13 protein-coding genes are annotated in these 16451 nt (G+C 68.6%); 5 read left to right on the top strand and 8 right to left on the bottom strand.

Translation table 11 applies throughout. The features are described from left to right. Positions 1-41: 41 nt before the first annotated feature. The 3 genes from ASG62_RS09035 (at position 42) to sthA (ending at position 3187) form a co-directional block, all read left to right on the top strand. Positions 42-1277 (top strand): adenylate/guanylate cyclase domain-containing protein, encoded by a 1236-nt coding sequence (locus ASG62_RS09035; protein ID WP_056689351.1) that lies wholly within the window; start codon positions 42-44, stop codon positions 1275-1277. Between the two features lie 58 nt (positions 1278-1335). Beyond that, complete coding sequence (locus tag ASG62_RS09030; RefSeq protein ID WP_056688094.1) at positions 1336-1608, top strand: hypothetical protein; 273 nt, start codon at positions 1336-1338, stop codon at positions 1606-1608. A gap of 145 nt (positions 1609-1753) precedes the next feature. Next, positions 1754-3187 carry a Si-specific NAD(P)(+) transhydrogenase gene (gene sthA / locus ASG62_RS09025; protein WP_056688090.1) on the top strand — a complete coding sequence of 478 codons (1434 nt, stop codon included), beginning with the start codon at positions 1754-1756 and terminating at the stop codon, positions 3185-3187. 178 nt (positions 3188-3365) lie between these two features. Here sthA and ASG62_RS09020 read toward each other — a convergent pair whose 3' ends face one another. Further along, complete coding sequence (locus ASG62_RS09020) at positions 3366-4829, bottom strand: NAD-dependent succinate-semialdehyde dehydrogenase (protein ID WP_056688087.1); 1464 nt, start codon at positions 4827-4829, stop codon at positions 3366-3368. 236 nt (positions 4830-5065) lie between these two features. Between ASG62_RS09020 and ASG62_RS09015 the strand changes: the two genes are divergently transcribed. After that, a complete protein-coding gene (locus ASG62_RS09015; RefSeq protein ID WP_056688084.1) occupies positions 5066-5974 on the top strand; it encodes an alpha/beta hydrolase in 909 nt (302 codons plus the stop codon). Positions 5975-6168: 194 nt separating this feature from the next. On the opposite strand, the gene ASG62_RS09010 is transcribed toward ASG62_RS09015, so the two are convergent. From ASG62_RS09010 to ASG62_RS08980, 7 genes are all read right to left on the bottom strand, one after another. Then, positions 6169-8160: a CocE/NonD family hydrolase gene (locus tag ASG62_RS09010; protein WP_056688081.1), complete on the bottom strand. Its 1992-nt coding sequence runs from the start codon at positions 8158-8160 to the stop codon at positions 6169-6171. After that, positions 8157-8888, bottom strand: a complete 732-nt coding sequence (locus tag ASG62_RS09005; protein ID WP_082536866.1) for an HAD family hydrolase — start codon at positions 8886-8888, stop codon at positions 8157-8159. The genes ASG62_RS09010 and ASG62_RS09005 overlap by 4 nt, the downstream gene beginning before the upstream one ends. Positions 8889-8914: 26 nt before the next feature. Further along, entirely contained in the window at positions 8915-10555 is a 1641-nt protein-coding gene (locus tag ASG62_RS09000; RefSeq protein WP_056688075.1) for an ABC transporter ATP-binding protein, read from the bottom strand. Positions 10556-10587: 32 nt separating this feature from the next. After that, positions 10588-11409 (bottom strand): ABC transporter permease, encoded by an 822-nt coding sequence (locus ASG62_RS08995; RefSeq protein ID WP_056688072.1) that lies wholly within the window; start codon positions 11407-11409, stop codon positions 10588-10590. 10 nt (positions 11410-11419) lie between these two features. Further along, positions 11420-12436 (bottom strand): ABC transporter permease, encoded by a 1017-nt coding sequence (locus ASG62_RS08990; RefSeq protein WP_413814195.1) that lies wholly within the window; start codon positions 12434-12436, stop codon positions 11420-11422. 107 nt (positions 12437-12543) lie between these two features. Further along, positions 12544-14136 carry an ABC transporter substrate-binding protein gene (locus ASG62_RS08985; RefSeq protein WP_056688066.1) on the bottom strand — a complete coding sequence of 531 codons (1593 nt, stop codon included), beginning with the start codon at positions 14134-14136 and terminating at the stop codon, positions 12544-12546. Between the two features lie 313 nt (positions 14137-14449). Then, positions 14450-15445 (bottom strand): GlxA family transcriptional regulator, encoded by a 996-nt coding sequence (locus tag ASG62_RS08980; RefSeq protein WP_056688063.1) that lies wholly within the window; start codon positions 15443-15445, stop codon positions 14450-14452. 97 nt (positions 15446-15542) lie between these two features. Here ASG62_RS08980 and ASG62_RS08975 point away from each other — a divergent pair, with 97 nt between their 5' ends. Continuing rightward, positions 15543-16448, top strand: a complete 906-nt coding sequence (locus ASG62_RS08975; protein ID WP_056688060.1) for a 3-keto-5-aminohexanoate cleavage protein — start codon at positions 15543-15545, stop codon at positions 16446-16448. Positions 16449-16451: the final 3 nt, after the last annotated feature.

The raw sequence follows: 16451 nt of genomic DNA, 5'->3' as shown, positions 1-16451 counted from the left end.
AGAGCGAAGGAGCCGGGAGCGGTGCGGGAGGAGACGACATGATCGATCACGCGACGACCGAGCGCATCGCGGCCCGCATCGTCGAGCGGGGTCTCGCCGGCATGGCCGAACCCGAGCTCCTCCGGCTCTTCTGCTCCGATCTCGTCGAGGCCGGCGTTCCGCTCTGCCGCTCCATCCTCATCGTCGACACGCTGCATCCGATCCACGAGGGCCGCGCCTTCCGCTGGCGCAGCGACGGCGTGGAGGAGACGCCCATCGTCGAATACGGCCGGACCGACAGCGGGGACGCCGCGGAGAATTGGCGGCGCACGACCTTCCACCATCTCGACGAGACCGGCACGAGCGAATTGCGCCAGCGGCTCGACGAGGTGGCGCCCGTGCATTTCGCGATCTTCGACGAATTGCGGGCGGAAGGGCGCACCGACTATCTCGTCTGCCGCCACCTCTTCACCGGCACCGATACGATCGCCGGGATGGACTGCATCTATTCCAACTGGCTCTCCGACCAGCCCGGCGGGTTCTGCGACGAGGATATCCTCGCCCTGCGGCGGCTCGTGCCGGTGCTCGTGCTCGCCATCCAGTCGCTCTCGCTCGGCCGCGTCGCGCGGACGCTGGTGGAGGTCTATCTCGGCCGCGATGCCGGGGCCCGCGTCCTTTCCGGCCGCATCCGGCGCGGCCTTGCCGACAAGATCCGCGCCGTCCTCTGGTTTTCCGACCTCAAAGGCTTCACCACCATCACCGACCGGGCCGATCCCGGCGAGATCCTGCCGCTTCTGAACGACTATGCCGAGGCCGTGATCGGCGCCGTCCATGCGGCGGGCGGCGACGTCCTGAAGCTGATCGGCGACGGCGTGCTCGCGATCTTCGCCGCCGACGATCCCGCCGAGGCGAGCCGCGCCGCGCTCGGCGCGGAGAAGGACATGCGCCGCCGCGTCGAAGCGCTGACGAGCCGGCGGGCCGGGGAGGGGCGTCCCGTCACCGAGGTGACGCTCGGCCTCCACATCGGCGACGTCCTCTTCGGCAATATTGGCGCGGACGACCGGCTCGACTTCACCGTCGTCGGCCCCGCCGTCAACGAGGTCAGCCGCATCGCCTCGCTCTGCCGCTCGGTCGACCGGCTGCTCCTCGTCTCTGCCGAGTTCACCGCGGCGACGCCCGAGCCCGCGCGCTCCGATCTCGTCTCGGTCGGCCGCTACGCGCTGCGCGGCGTCGGCCGGGCCGAACATCTCTACACGATCGATCCGGCGCTCCTCGGCCCCGTCCCCTCGGAGCCGTGAGGGAACGCAATCCCGCCCCGCCCGCTTCCCCTCCATGACCCGTACAATGGAGGATCACATGTCCAACACGCCGAAGACGCAGCCCGATCCCGCCGCCATCGACGCCTCGATCAGCGTTCTGGGCGAGGAGGGCGGCGAGCCGAAGGTCGCCAGCATAGACGGCGGAACCGGCGCCGAGTCGCATGGCAGCGTCGAGCGGGCCGGCTCGGGGCGCACCAGCGAAGGCGCGCAGGAAAACCTGGAGGCGCCGATCACCGAGACCGAAGGCGCCGGCCACGCGCCGGACGGCGGATCGGTGGAGCGTCCGGGCAGCGATCCCGATCTCGTCTGATCCAAGCCATGGAAGTCCGGGGTTGCGCCGCAGCAATCCCGGACACAAGATGCTTCGCGGGTAGAACGGCTTCGCACAATATCGGCCTGCTAGCTGCAGACGGCGACCTTCCCTGCTCAACCCGATATCGCGAAGCACCGCTCCCATGGCTCACTACGACATGATCGTCATCGGCAGCGGCCCGTCCGGCCGCCGCGCCGCCATCCAGGCCGCCAAGCTCGGCAAGTCGGTGCTGGTGGTCGACAAGCGCAAGCGCGTCGGCGGCGTCTCCGTCCACACCGGCACGATCCCCTCCAAGACGCTTCGCGAGACCGTGCTGAACCTCACCGGCTGGCGCGAGCGCGGCTTCTACGGCCGGGCCTACCGCGTGAAGCGCGACATCACCGCCGCGGACCTTCTCGACCGCGGGGCGAAGACGCTCGATCACGAGGTCGAGGTGCTCGACCACCAGTTCGCCCGCAACCATGTCGAGACGCTCTCGGCCACGGCGAGCTTTCTCTCGCCGCACGAGATCCGCGTCGAACTCGCGAACGGCGAGGACGAGACCCACGATGCCGATCACATCGTCATCGCCTGCGGCACGCGCCCGTTCCGCCCTTCCTACGTGCCCTTCAACGGCACCAGCGTCTTCGACAGCGACGAGATCCTCGGCATCGAGAAGCTGCCGCGCAGCCTGACCGTGATCGGCGCCGGCGTCATCGGCGTCGAATATGCCACGATCTTCTCCGCCCTCGACGTCGCCGTCACGCTGATCGAGCCGCGCCCGACCTTTCTGGACTTCATCGACAAGGAGCTGATCGAGGAGTTCGTCCACGAGCTTCGCGACCGCAACGTCTCGCTGCGCCTTGGCTCGGAGGTCGAGTCCGTCGAGTTCGACGCGGCCGGCCGTCCGCTCTGCAAGATCAAGAGCGGCCGCCATGTGGCGAGCGACATGCTGCTCTTCGCCGCCGGCCGCGTCGGCGAGACCGACGGGCTGAACCTCACGGCCGCCGGCCTCACCGTCGATCATCGCGGCCGCATCGCGGTCGATCCGAAGACGCTGCAGACCGGCGTGAAGCACATCTACGCCACCGGCGACGTGATCGGCTTCCCCTCGCTCGCCTCCACCTCGATGGAGCAGGGCCGCCTCGCCGCCTGCCACGCCTTCGGCCTCGCCCCGCCGCCGGCCCCGGAATTCTTTCCCTACGGCATCTATTCCGTGCCCGAGATCTCGACCGTCGGCATGACGGAGGAGGAGGTTCTGAAGCGCGGCATTCCCTACGAATGCGGCATCGCGCGCTTTCGCGAACTCTCGCGCGGCCAGATCATGGGCCTCACCTCCGGCATGATGAAGATGATCTTCTCCAAGAAGACGCGCCGTCTCCTCGGCGTCCACATCGTCGGCGAGGGCGCCACCGAACTCATCCACATCGGACAGGCCGTGCTGAACCTCAAAGGCACGATCGACTACTTCATGGAAAACACGTTCAACTATCCGACGCTCGCCGAAGCCTACAAGGTCGCAAGCCTCGACGCCTGGAACCGCGCCTTCGCGCCGCCCGCAGCCGCGCCGGAACTGCCGGCGGCGGTCGTGGCGTAAGGGCAGGGGACGCCGTCCCCTGCACCCCTGCCAAGGGACGGTCGTCCCTTGGAACCCATTCCGTGTTGTTCTGTCCAAGGGGCCGTTGGCCCCTTGGACAGAACAAAAAGAAGGAAGGGTCCGGGAAGTCCTTCCCGGGCGGGGACCGGGGCGGCAGCCCCGCTCGATACGCGGCGCCTCAGCCGTCGAGGCCGCCGACGCAGATGTATTTCATGTCGAGATAGTCCTCGATGCCGTATTTCGATCCTTCGCGGCCCATGCCGGATTCCTTGACGCCGCCGAAGGGGGCGACCTCGGTCGTGATGAGCCCTTCGTTGATGCCGACCATGCCGGATTTCAGGGCTTGCGCGACGCGGAAGGCGCGGCCGAGGTCGCGGGTGTAGAAATAGCTGGCGAGGCCGAACTCGGTGTCGTTGGCCAGCGCGATCGCTTCCGCCTCCGTCTCGAACTTGAAGACCGGTGCGATGGGGCCGAAGGTTTCCTCCTTGGCCAAAGCGGCCGAGACGGACACGCCGGTGAGGACGGTCGGCTGGAAGAACGTGCCGCCGAGCGCGTGGCGATGGCCGCCGGTGGCAATGCCCGCGCCCTTTTCCAGCGCGTCCGCGATATGCGCCTCGACCTTGGCGATGGCGCGGTCGTCGATCAGCGGGCCCTGCTCGGTGCCGGGCTCCATGCCGTTGCCGACCTTCAGCGCATCGACCGCCTTGACCAGCGCCTCGACGAAGCGGTCGTGGATGCCGGACTGGACGAGGAAGCGGTTGGTGCAGACGCAGGTCTGGCCGGAATTGCGGAACTTGGCGATCATCGCGCCGGCCACGGCCCGTTCGACGTCGGCATCGTCGAAGACGATGAAGGGCGCATTGCCGCCGAGCTCCATCGAGACGCGCTTCAGCGTCGGCGCGCATTGGGCGACGAGCTTCTTGCCGACGGGCGTCGAGCCGGTGAAGGTGATCTTGGCGACGTCGCGGTTCTCGGTCAGTTCCGCGCCGATCTCGCTCGCCGACCCCGTGAGGATGTTGACCACGCCGGCCGGAATGCCGACGCGCTCGCAAAGGACGCCCCAGGCAAGACCCGAATAGGGCGTCTGCATCGCCGGCTTGACGACGATGGTGCAGCCAGCCGCGAGCGCGGGCGCGAGCTTGCGCGCGATCATCGAGGAGGGGAAGTTCCAGGGCGTGATCGCGCCGACGACGCCGACCGGCTCGTGCGTGACGAGGATCTTGCGGCCCGGCCAGGGCGAGGGAATGACGTCGCCATAGACGCGCTGCGCCTCTTCCGCGAACCAGCGGACGTAGGAGGCCGAGAACTTCACCTCGCCGGTGGCCTCGGCGAGCGACTTGCCCTGTTCGGCCGTCAGAAGCGCCGCGAGCGGCCCGGCCTCGGCCTCGATCAGGTCGGCGAGCTTGTGGAGGATCCCCGCGCGGTCTTTGGCCGTGCGCGCGCGCCAGGCGGGAAAGGCGGCCTTGGCCGCCTCGATCGCGCGCCGCGTCTCGGAGCGTCCGCAGTCTGGCACGGTGCCGAGCGTGCGTCCCGTGGCGGGATCGGTGACGTCGACCGTCTTTCCGCCATCCGCGCCGATCCAGGCGCCGCCGACATAGGAGGTCTCGCGAAGGAAGGCGGAGAGGTCGGGAGCGCTGGTCATGGCGTATCTCTCAAGGAAGTGGAGGCGGGGCGGGGCCGTGCGATGGGCAAAGGCTTAGACCCGGAGGTCCGCCGAGAAAAGTCCCGCGTCCCCCCTTCGCCGCGGATGATCAGCGGGACATTGCAATGCCCCTCGCGCGGCTGCAAGTTCGCGGGATCACGAGGGGCTCCCGAGCGCCGGGATCGTCCGCCGAGAGCCGGATCGCCCGTTCGGAGCCTCGCAGCCCAGGCCTTTCCATGCCCCATCCCATGCCCGCCGAACCCGAGATCAACGAGTTCATCCGGCGCTGCGACGCCTTCTATCCGGCCAATGCGGTCTCCGCCTCGATCGGGCAGCAGCGCGCCTGGTACGACGCGCTCTGCGCCGCCTTCGACGCACCGCGGCCGCCGGGCCTTGCCAGCGTCGATGCCGAGATCATGGGCATCGCGACGCGCAGCTACCATCCGGCGGAGCTTCGCCGGAGCACGGTGCTCCTCTATCTGCATGGCGGCGGCTTCGTCGTCGGCTCGCTGAAAAGCCATGACGCGATCTGCGCCGAGATCGCCCATGCCGTCGGCGCCGAACTCGTCGCCGTCGACTATCGCCTCGCGCCGGAGGACCTGCATCCCGCCGCCTCCGACGACGTGGCGGCGGTGGCCGATGCGCTGATCGCGGAGGGGCGGCGGCTCGTCGTCGTCGGCGATAGCGCGGGCGGCAATCTCGCGGCGGGGCTCTGCATCCGTGCCCGCGATGCGGGCATGGAGGGCATCGTCGGACAGGCTCTGATCTATCCCGGCCTCGGCGGCGACCTCGGCCAGGGCTCGTTTCTGGACATGGCGCATGCGCCGGGCCTCACGACCGCAGACGTCGCCTATTACCGCGAGCTCTACCGCGCCGACCCGGAGGACGCCGTCGCCCATCCTCTGGCGGCCTCGTCCTTTACGGACCTTCCGCCCGCCTACATCACCTCGGCGCATTTCGATCCCCTGCGCGACGATGCGAGGATTTACGCCGAGCGCATGTCCGCGGCCGGCATCGCCGTCACCTATCGCAACGAGCCGCAGATGATCCACGCCTGGCTCCGCGCCCGCCACATGAGCCCCGGCGCCCGCGACGGGTTTGCGGCGCTTTGCCGAGGCATCGAGGATCTGTGCGGCAAGGAGTAACTGGTAAGCTGGCTTATGCAGTCGAAGGTTTGGAGTCCTATGGCGCCCCCCCCTCTGCCTGCCGGCATCTCCCCCTCAAGGGGGGAGATCAGGCTGATCTCGGCCGCCGAGCTGCCGATCTCCCCCCTTGAGGGGGAGATGTCCGGCAGGACAGAGGGGGGCGCGGTAGAGCGCTCACCCTTGCAACCTAAGCCTCAGCTGAAATCCCGCGGGATCGCCGTGTCCCAGGTCTTCACATGGACCTCCCGCTCGCCCTCGTAGGCGCGCGCCTCCGCCGAGATGTGGAAGTCCGTGGCCGTGCAGGAGAGGCTGGCCAGCGTGCGCGTCGTCACGGTCCAGCCGTCGGCGCGCTGCATCTCGGTCGACCAGCGGGTTTCGCCCACCATGGAGAGCGGATCGTCCGGTGCGATGGTCCAGGTTTCCTCGCGCACCTGCCGGGTGGAGAGGCCCGTGTCCGGATGCTCGTAGAGGCCGGTATCCTCCAGCAGGCGATAGCGCGTGACGCCCGCCATCAGGTCGCGCTCGACGCTGCGGCGGGAGACGGCCGGCGCGTGCTCGATATAGGTCGGCAGCGGGTTCGGATCGGCGGGCTCGGGGATCTCGATGGTCTCCGCCGTCGAAGGCAGGAGCGGCAGGACGAGCCGGACCGAGCCGCTGTCGATCGTCACGCCCGAGGAGATCGGGCCGGGCAGGACCATCGGCCAATAGGCCGTGGAGACGGACAGCCGCAGAACATGGCCGGGCGCGAGGCGGTAGCCGCAGGCGTCGAGCGTCAGGGCGATCTCGACCGCCTCGCCCGGCACCAGAGCGACCGGCTCGGCGTTTCCGCCGCGATGGGAAAGGTTGAGGACGCCGAAGCTGATGCGGGTCGCCTCGCCGGTCGGGTGCACGTCGACCAGACGCGCCACGAGATTGCCGCTCGCCGCCTCCGGCGTCAGAGAGAGTTTCAGCGTGGGAAAGCCGAGAAGCTCGAGCGGCGCCTTCAGCGGATCGGTCTCGAAGGTGAGCGAGCCGGCATCGTCGAGGCGCTGGTCGCCGGCCATTTCGGCATCGGGCTTCAGCGTGAACCATTCGCCGGCCATGACGCCCGTATCTTCCGGCGAGCGCAGGAACAGGGCTTCGCCTGTGGGCGCGGGCTGCGGCCCGAGGCGCCGGCCGGGCTGGCCGTGCAGGACATGAACCTTCGGCGCCTGCCACGTCTCCATCGCGACCCAGCGGCCGGGCTCCACCTCGCGCCGGAGCGCGGGCTTCGGCCCGTCCAGGATGAAGGCGCGGACCTGCGGGCCGGCCTCCGCCCCGTTCGCCTCGCCCTTCAGCCAGCGGTTCCACCAGGCGATGGCCTCGCCGAGAAAATCCGTGCGCGGCTTCGGCCAGGCGAAGTGCGGATATTTGTGGACCCAGGGCCCGATCAGGGCTTTCGCCTTGGTCCCTAGCCCTTCCACGGCCTTCAGCGGCGTGTTGCGATAGCCGTCCGCCCAGCCCGCGATGACGAGCGCCGGCACGGGGAAGCCTTCGAAGTCCTCGCAGATCGAGCCGTGGCGCCAGAACGCGTCGCGTCGCTGGTGGCGCAGCCATTCCTCCAGGAAGAAGGGCTCGCCCTCCAGCCGCTCCAGCCACATCTCGCGCCAGCGCTCGCCGACGATCGCGGGATCGGGCGCGCGCGACTGATAGGCCAGCATGTAGGCGGCCCAGGAGAGGTTGGCCGAAAGGAGGCAGCCGTTCTTGTGGTGGATGTCGTCGTTGTAGCGGTCGACCGTCGAGGCGATGGAGATGACGGCCTTCAGCGCCGGATGCTTCAGCGCGGCGATCTGCAGGGAATTGAAGCCGCCCCAGGAAATGCCCATCATGCCGACCGAGCCGTTCGACCAGGGTTGCGCGACGATCCAGTCGATCACCTCCAGCGCATCGGAAAACTCGCGCGGCGTGTACTCGCCGTCGATCACGCCGTCGGACTCACCGGAGCCCCGGATGTCGACGCGGATGCCCGCGATCCCCGCATCGGCGAAGCCCGGATAGGTGGCCTCGTCGCGCATCGAGGTGCCGTCGCCCTTGCGATAGGGCAGGTATTCGAGAACGGCCGGCACGCCGGCGGGCGGCGCATCGAGCGGCATCCAGATGCGGGCGGCAAGGCGCGTGCCGTCCTTCAGGACGATCCACTCGTTCTCGGTCACGCTATGCGATGTCATGCGATGGGTCTCGAAGGCAGGGCGAAGTGTCGGCCGAGCACGGCGGGCAGCTCGGTCAGGGAGCGGATGGTGACATCGGGGAGATCGCCGAGATTGGCGGCCGCGCGGGGCGTGCGGGCGATGCCGATGGCGAAGGCGCCGGCGGCCCGCGCCGCCGCGATGTCGTGCGGCGAGTCGCCGATCATGACGATGGCTTCGGTGGGCGCGTTCGCATGGGCGGCGAAACCCGCGACCATGCCCGGCGCGGGCTTGCCGCCCCAGCCGGAATCGTAGCCCGCGACATAGGAGAAGCGATCGAGAAGGCCGAGCGCCTCCAGATGGGCGCGCGCCGTCACCTCGGAATCGTTGGTGGCAAGGCCGATGGCAAGGCCGGCGTCGCAGAGACCGTCGATGATCGGCGCGACGTCGTCATAGGCGGTGAGGTGGGTCAGCGAGGCCGCGCGGTAGAGGCGGTTGACGCGGTCGGCGAAGGCCTCGTCCGGCCGGCTGCCGAGGATGAGCGCCCAGGCCGGCGCGAACTCCGTCGTGTCCCCGCCGATGATCGGCGAATCCGGCCGGAAGCTGCCGGTGTCCGGCACGTAGCCGCCGGTCTCCGCTAGGGCGCGGAACAGCCGCTCGTCGCCGCCGGACAGCGTGCCGAGGACCTCGCGCGTCGCCGGCCCCCAGGTCGCGTCGAAGTCGAGAAGCGTTCCGTCCTTGTCGAAGAGGACGCCGGCCAATGTCGTCATGGGAGGAGGGTCGTCATGTCGCTCGTTCAGTTGCCGGCCGCCGCCATGCGGCGCTCGTCCCGCACGGCTTCCAGCCACCCGATGCGCATTTCCGGCACCGATTTCAGGAGGAGATCGGTATAGTCGTCGAAGGGCGGCGAGAGAACCTGGGATTTCGGCCCGAAGCGCACGAGCCGCCCGCGATGCATGACCGCCACGGAATCGGCGATGGCCCTAACGGTCGCGATGTCGTGGGTGATGAAGAGGTAGGAGACCTGCGTCTCCGCCTGGAGCCGCATCAGGAGATCGAGAATGCCCTCCGCCACCAGCGGGTCCAGCGCCGAGGTCGGCTCGTCGCAGAGGATCAGTTCGGGGTCGGCCGCGAGCGCCCGGGCGATGGCGACGCGCTGCTTCTGGCCGCCGGACAGCTCCGCCGGATAGCGCTCGGCGAAGCCGGCGCCCATCTCGATCTGGTCGAGCAGGTCCTTCACCCGCGCCGCCTTCTTGGCGCCGCGCAGGCCGAAATAGAAGGTCAGGGGCCGCCCGATGATATCGGCCACCGTGTGGCGCGGGTTCATGGCGGTGTCCGCCATCTGGTAGATCATCTGGATGGCGCGCAGATCCTCGCGCGTGCGGCCGGAAAGCTTGGCCGGCAGTTCGCGGCCCTTGAAGGTGATGCGCCCGTTTCGGGCCGGCAGCAGCCCGGTGATGACGCGCGCCAGCGTCGACTTGCCGGAGCCGGATTCGCCGACGACGGCAAGCGTCTGGCCCTTGGGCAGATGCATCGAGACGCCGTGCAGCACCTGGAAGCCGTTGGGGTAGGCAGCGTCCACATGGTCGATCCGCAGCAGCCGGTCCGACTGGTCGGGCGCCTCCGCCTTGCCTTCGCGGCGGATGGAGACGAGCTTCTGCGTGTACTCCTGCCGCGGCGTTTCGATGATCTCGCGCACCGTGCCGTATTCGACGGTCCGGCCGTTGCGCAGGACCATGATGTCGTCGGCGATCTGCGCGACGACGGCGAGATCGTGCGTGACGTAGATCGCCGCCGTGCCCGTCTCCTCGATGGCGCGCTTGATGGCGACGAGCACGTCGATCTGCGTCGTCACGTCGAGCGCGGTCGTCGGCTCGTCGAAGACGATGAGGTCGGGCGAGGGGAGAAGCGCCATCGCGGTCATCGCGCGCTGGAGCTGGCCGCCCGAGACCTGATGCGGATAGCGCTGGCCGAACGTGTCGGGATTGGGCAGGCCGAGGATCTTGAACAGATGGTCGGCGCGCTTCTTCGCCTCCTCACGCGTCAGGATGCCGTGCTTCAGCGCGGCTTCCATGATCTGGTCGCCGAGCCGGAAGGCGGGGTTGAAGGCCGCTGCCGCAGACTGCGCGACATAGCAGACCTTCGCGCCGCGAATGGAGCGCAGGCCGGCAGGCGGGAGCTTCAGGATGTCCTGTCCGTCCAGCGTCACCGTGCCGCCGGTGATCGCGACGCCACCGCGCCCGTAGGCGAGCGCGGAGAGGCCGATCGTCGACTTGCCCGCGCCGGATTCGCCGATCAGGCCGAGCACGCGGCCCTTTTGGAGATCGAAGGACACGCCGTGGACGATCGTGATGTCCTTCGGCGCCTCGCCCGGCGGATAGATCCGCGCCCCGATCGTGAGGTCGCGAACCTTCAGAAGCGTCTTGGAATCGCTCATCGCCGCCCTTTCCGGAAGGCCGCCGGGACCGCTCATCCGCGGCCGCCCTTGAGGCTCGACGTGCGGTTGAGGAGCCAGTCGACGACGAGATTGACCGAGATCGCGAGCATCGCGATGGCCGTGCCCGGGATGAGGGCGGCGGAGACGCCGAAGATGATGCCGTCCTTGTTGTCCTTCACCATGCCGCCCCAGTCCGCGTCCGGCGGCTGGATGCCGAGGCCGAGGAAGGAGAGCGTGGAGAGGAAGAGGACGGAGAAGGCGAAGCGCAGGCCGAACTCGGCGAGCAGCGGCGAGAGCGCGTTCGGCAGGATCTCGCGCAGGATGATCCAGGCCGTTCCCTCGCCGCGCAGCCGCGCGGCCTCCACGAAGTCCATGACGACGATGTCGGTCGCGACCGCCCGGCCGAGCCGGAAGACGCGGGTGGAATCGAGAACCGCCATGACGGAGATCAGAATCCAGAGCTTCTGCGGCAGGACGGCCAGAACGACGAGCGCGAAGATCAGCGTCGGGATCGCCATCATCAGATCGTTGAGGCGCGAGAGCGCCTGGTCCGTCCAGCCGCGCACGACGGACGCGGTGAAGGAGAGGACGACGCCGATCGTGAAGGAGAGGAAGGTCGCGGCGGCCGCGACGAGGATCGTCGTCTGCGCGCCGAAGATCAGGCGCGAGAGGAGATCGCGGCCGAGATTGTCGGTGCCGAGCAGAAAGACCGGCCCCATCGGCTCCCAGACCTCGCCGACCACCTCCCGCTCGCCATACGGCGCCAGATACGGGGCGAAAAGCGCGCAGAGAAGCGCGAGCGCGATGCCGAAGAAACCGATCCAGGCGCTGAGGGGAATGCTGCGCAGCCTCATGCGGCGGCCCTCACTTCGGATGCCGGAGGCGCGGGTTGAAGACGATCGCGAGAATGTCTGCGACCATGTTGAGCAGGATGTAGACCGCCGCGAAGAGCAGCCCGCAGGCCTGCACGACCGGCATGTCGCGCACGGTCACGGCATCCACCATGTACTGCCCGATGCCGGGATAGACGAAGACGACCTCCACCACGACGACGCCGACGACGAGATAGGCAAGGTTCAGCGCCACGACGTTGATGATCGGCGCGATGGCGTTGGGCCCGGCATGGCGCGCGATGATGCGCATCTTGGAGAGGCCCTTCAGCTCAGCCGTCTCGACGTAGGGCGAGGCCATGACGTTGAGGATCGCGGCCCGCGTCATGCGCATCATATGTGCGAGCACGACGAGGACGAGCGTCGCGCAGGGGAGCGCGATCGCCTCCAGCCGCTCCAGGAAGGGCATGCCGGCATAGACGGTGGAGGGGAAGGAGACCCAGCCGAGCGTGATCGCGAAGAGGAAGATGAAGAGATAGCCGACGAAGAACTCGGGCAGCGAGATCGCCGCCAGCGAGAAGACGTTGATGATCCGGTCCGGAATGCGGTCGCGATAGAGGACTGAGAGCATGCCGAGGCCGATCGCCAGCGGCACGGAGACGAGCGCGGCGAAGAAGGCGAGGAAGAGCGTGTTGCCCAGCCGGTTCGCGATCTGCGCCGAGATCGAGTTGCGGCTCGCCCAGGACAGGCCGAAATCGCCCTGGAGCGCGCCGCCGAGCCAGGACAGGTAGCGCGTCACGGCCGGCTGATCGAGGCCGAGCTCGCGGCGAATGTTCTCCACCGCCTGAGGCGTCGCGGACTGGCCGAGATAGGTCTGCGCGAAATCCCCCGGCAGCGCCTGGATGCCGAGGAAGAGCACGAGCGAGACCGCCAGAAGCAGGAGGAGGCTGAGAACCAGCCGCTGCGCGATCATCGAGGCCAGGGGATTGTCGCCCATGAAGCGGGCGACGACGGAGCGGTCGTCGCCCGAAGGCGAGAGCGAGACGAGCATGCTCCCGGCCGGCCCCGCGGCGGCGATCGGGTCCCCCGCGGGGAGGGCGCCCGAAGCGCCGGGGCCGCCCATCCGGGTGCCGGGGCCGGAGCCCGTCTCGAGGCTCATCAGGCTTCGAGCCAGACGCGCGTCGCCACGAAGCCGTTCGACATGTCGTTGCCGATATCGTGCACGTAGCCCTTCACGCTCTTCTGCGAGGCGTTCACGAAGTCGTTGAACATCGGCAGGATCAGTCCGCCCTCGTCGCGGACCATGGTCGCCATCGTCCGGTACATCTCCTTGCGCTTGGGCTCGTCGAGCTCGGCGCGCGCTTCGAGCAGCAGCTTGTCGAAGTCCGGGCGCAGGAAGCGCGTGTCGTTCCAGTCGGCCTTCGAATAGTAGGCCGTCGTGTACATCTGGTCCTGCGTCGGGCGCCCGCCCCAGTAGGAGGTGCAGAAGGGCTGCACGTTCCAGACATTGGTCCAGTAGCCGTCGCCGGGCTCGCGCTTGACCTCGATGTTGATGCCCGCCTTCTTGGCCGATTCCTGATAGAGCACGGCCGCATCGACGGCGCCGGGGAAGGCGACGTCGGACGTGCGCAGAAGAACCGCGCCGTCATGGCCGGACTTCTTGTAGTGGAAGGCCGCCTTGTCCGGGTCGTAGGCGCGCTGCTCCAGCCCCTCGGGGAAGAGCGCGTAGGTCTCGTTGACGGGGATGTCGTTGCCGACCTTGCCGTAGCCGGCGAGAATGGTCTTCACCATCGTCTCGCGGTCCATGGCGTATTTCAGGGCGAGGCGCAGGTCGATATTGTCGAAGGGCGCGGTGTTGCAATGCATGATGAACACGTAGTGGCCGCGGCCCGACGTGTTCAGGATGTCGATCTTCGGCGAGCGCTTGAGAAGGCCGACCGTTTTGGGGTCCACGCGGTTGATGTAGTGGACCTGGCCCGAGGAGAGGGCCGCGACGCGCGCCGTGGCGTCGTTGATGACGATGATCTCCACCGAATCCACATGGCCGCGGTCGGTGCGCCAGTCGCTGGCATTCTTCTCGAACGTGATGCGCACGCCCGGCTCGAAGCTCGCAAGCTTGAAGGGCCCGGTGCCGACCGCCGCGTTGACGTCGTCGAGGCCGCCGTTCGGCTGGATCACGAGATGGTAGTCGGTGAGGAGAAGCGGCAGGTCCGCATTGCCCTCGGACAGGGTCACGACGAGGTTGCCGCCGTCGGCCTTGATCTCGCCGATCGACTTCATCACGCCGAGCGCGCCCGATTCCGACTTCTCGTCGGTGTGGCGCTTCAGCGTGGCGACGACGTCCTCGATCGTCAGCTCCTTGCCGTTGTGGAACTGCACGCCCTTGCGGATCTTGAACGTCCAGGTCTTGGCGTCCGGCGAGGATTCCCAGCTCTCGGCGAGCGAGGGCACGGGCTGACCGTTCAGCGGATCGCTCTCGACGAGCGTGTCGCCCCAGTTGCGGCCGACCACGAAGGAGACCTGCGAGAGCGCCTTGGCGGGGTCGAGCACGTCCGTCGCCGCGCCGCCTTCGAGGCCGAGCTTCAGGTGCCCGCCCTTCACCGGGGTCGCGGTCTGCGCCATGGCGGTGGAGGCGAAGAGATCGCCCGCGACCGACAGGCTGATGCCGGCGGCGAGCGCCCGGCCCATGAACTCGCGGCGGCTGAGGCCATGGCGGGCCGCTGCCCCGAGATCCTTGAGTGTGTCGCTCATCGCCGTCTCCTGCCGCAGCCGTTGTTCGTAAGGCCCCGTCGGTCCGCAAGCTTCGGATGCGCCGGGTCCGGGCCCCTTGTTCGTCGAGGTCCCTTGATCGCGACGCTATCGACAGTCGCGGAAGGCAAGTTGCCCAAGTGCGACATCAGTTGTCGTTTAGGGGATCGAAATATTCGTGCGGCTTGCAGTTCATCAAGGAAAGGTGATGTGCCGAATAAGACGGCAGTCCCTGCCGCATCATCGGGCAGATGACCTGTCCAAGACTTTCCGAACCGAAAAGAAGTCTGCTCTCGCGCCGTTTCGCGGCGCCAGTTCAAAGCCGTCGTCTTGTTCGTCGCGCCTCGGTCGGGCTTTCGGCATAATGCCGGCGAAAGGCCCTGGCAAAGGCGGAGGCGGATGCGAAACCGCATCCTTCGGCAACAGACGCCATATCCGCGCGGGTTTCAAGAACCATTCGACGACCCGCCTCCAGGCGCAATCCTGCATAGAACTCGCGCGGCGAGGTGCCGACCGCCTGTTGAAACAGGGCCTCCAGCGTTCGCGGCGCGACGCCGGCCGCGCGCGCCAGCGCCGCGATGGAGACCGGGCGCTCGATTCGCGCCTCCATCAGGCGGATGGCGCTCGCCACGCGCGGCTCGTTCCAGTCGAGCCGGCCGAGCGAGAGGCTGGGCTGCGGGTCCTCTCCCGCCCGCGCCTCCTCGTAGATGAAGATGCCGGCGACCGAGAGCGCGAGCGGCGCGCCCTGCCGCCGCCGGATCAGCTCCAGCATCATGTCGAGCGCGGGCGACGCGCCCCCCGTCGTGAACCGGTCGCCCCCGGCCTTGCCGAGATCGAGGACGAAACGGCTGGGCAGGACCGCGACGCCTGGAAAGCGCGCGGCGAAGGCGTCGAGATCCTCCCAATGCGTCGTCGCGCGCCGGCCTTCCAGCAGCCCCGCCAGCGCCAGAACCCAGGCGCCCGCCTCGATCCCGCCGAGCGGCACGCCCGCCCGCGCCAGCCGGCGCAGGGCCGCGAGGATCGGCCGCGTCGCGTGGCGCTCGATGTCGAAGGCCGCGACGACGAAGACGGCATCGCCCGGCGCCTCCGCCGGGAAGGCGCCGTCGACGGCCAGCGAGACACCGCTCGAACTCGTCACGGGTGCGCCGTCCGGCGAGAGCAGGCGCCAGCGATAGACCGTGCGCCCCGCCACCCGGTTCGCCGCGCGCAAGGGCTCCAGCGTCGAGGCGAGCGAGAGCAGCGACAGCTCGGGCAGAACGAGGATGTCGATGGAGAGGCATGCCTCGGAGGGCTGGAAGATCGTGACGGCCATGCGCTTTCGGTCTTGCGATCGGCGCACCCTGTATCGCATTGCGCGGCCGGTCGCGGCAAGCTCGGCTCAGCATTTCAGCCAGCGGGAGCCACGGCCCATGTCCCTCCAGATGAATCGCGAGGTCTTCATCACCTGCGCCGTCACCGGTGCCGGCGACACGGTGGGGCGCTCCGACAAGGTGCCGGTGACGCCGAAGGAGATCGCGCAGGCCTCCATCGAAGCCGCCGAGGCGGGCGCCGCCGTCGCCCACATCCATGTCCGCGACCCCGAAACCGGCAAGGGCTCGCGCGACGTCGCGCTCTATCGCGAGACGGTGGAGATCATCCGCGCGTCGGGCGTCGACGTCATCATCAACCTCACCGCCGGCATGGGCGGAGACCTGACGCTCGGCTCGGTCGAGGCGCCGCTGCCGCCTTCGCCCGAAGGCACCGACATGGTCGGCGCGACCGAGCGCCTCGTCCATGTCGCCGAGCTTCTCCCCGAGATCTGCACGCTCGACTGCGGCACGATGAACTTCGGCGAGGGCGACTACGTCATGACCAACACGCCGGCCATGCTGAAGGAGATGGCCCGGCAGATGCAGGGCTTGGGCGTGCGCCCCGAGATCGAGGTCTTCGACACCGGCCATCTCGTCCTCGCCAAATGGCTGCATGCGCAAGGGCTGATCGACGGGCCGGTCCTCGTCCAGCTCTGCATGGGCATTCCCTGGGGCGCGCCGGACGATATCGGGACGCTGATGGCCATGGTGAACAACCTTCCGAAGGACTGGGTCTTCTCCGCCTTCTCGATCGGCCGCAACCAGCTGCCCTATGCGGCGCTCGCCGTGCTTGCCGGCGGCAATGTCCGCGTCGGCCTCGAGGACAATCTCTGGCTCGGCAAGGGCGTCCTCGCCTCGAACGGCGATCTCGTCGCGGCGGCGCGGACCACGCTCCTCGGCATGGGAGCCAAGGTGCTGACCCCGGCCGAGACCCGGGCGAAGCTCAAGCTGACGAAGAGGGGCTGAGGC

The organism is Aureimonas sp. Leaf427 (assembly GCF_001425485.1).
Classification (GTDB): domain Bacteria; phylum Pseudomonadota; class Alphaproteobacteria; order Rhizobiales; family Rhizobiaceae; genus Plantimonas.
This window is presented reverse-complemented; position numbering and strand designations above follow the sequence as displayed.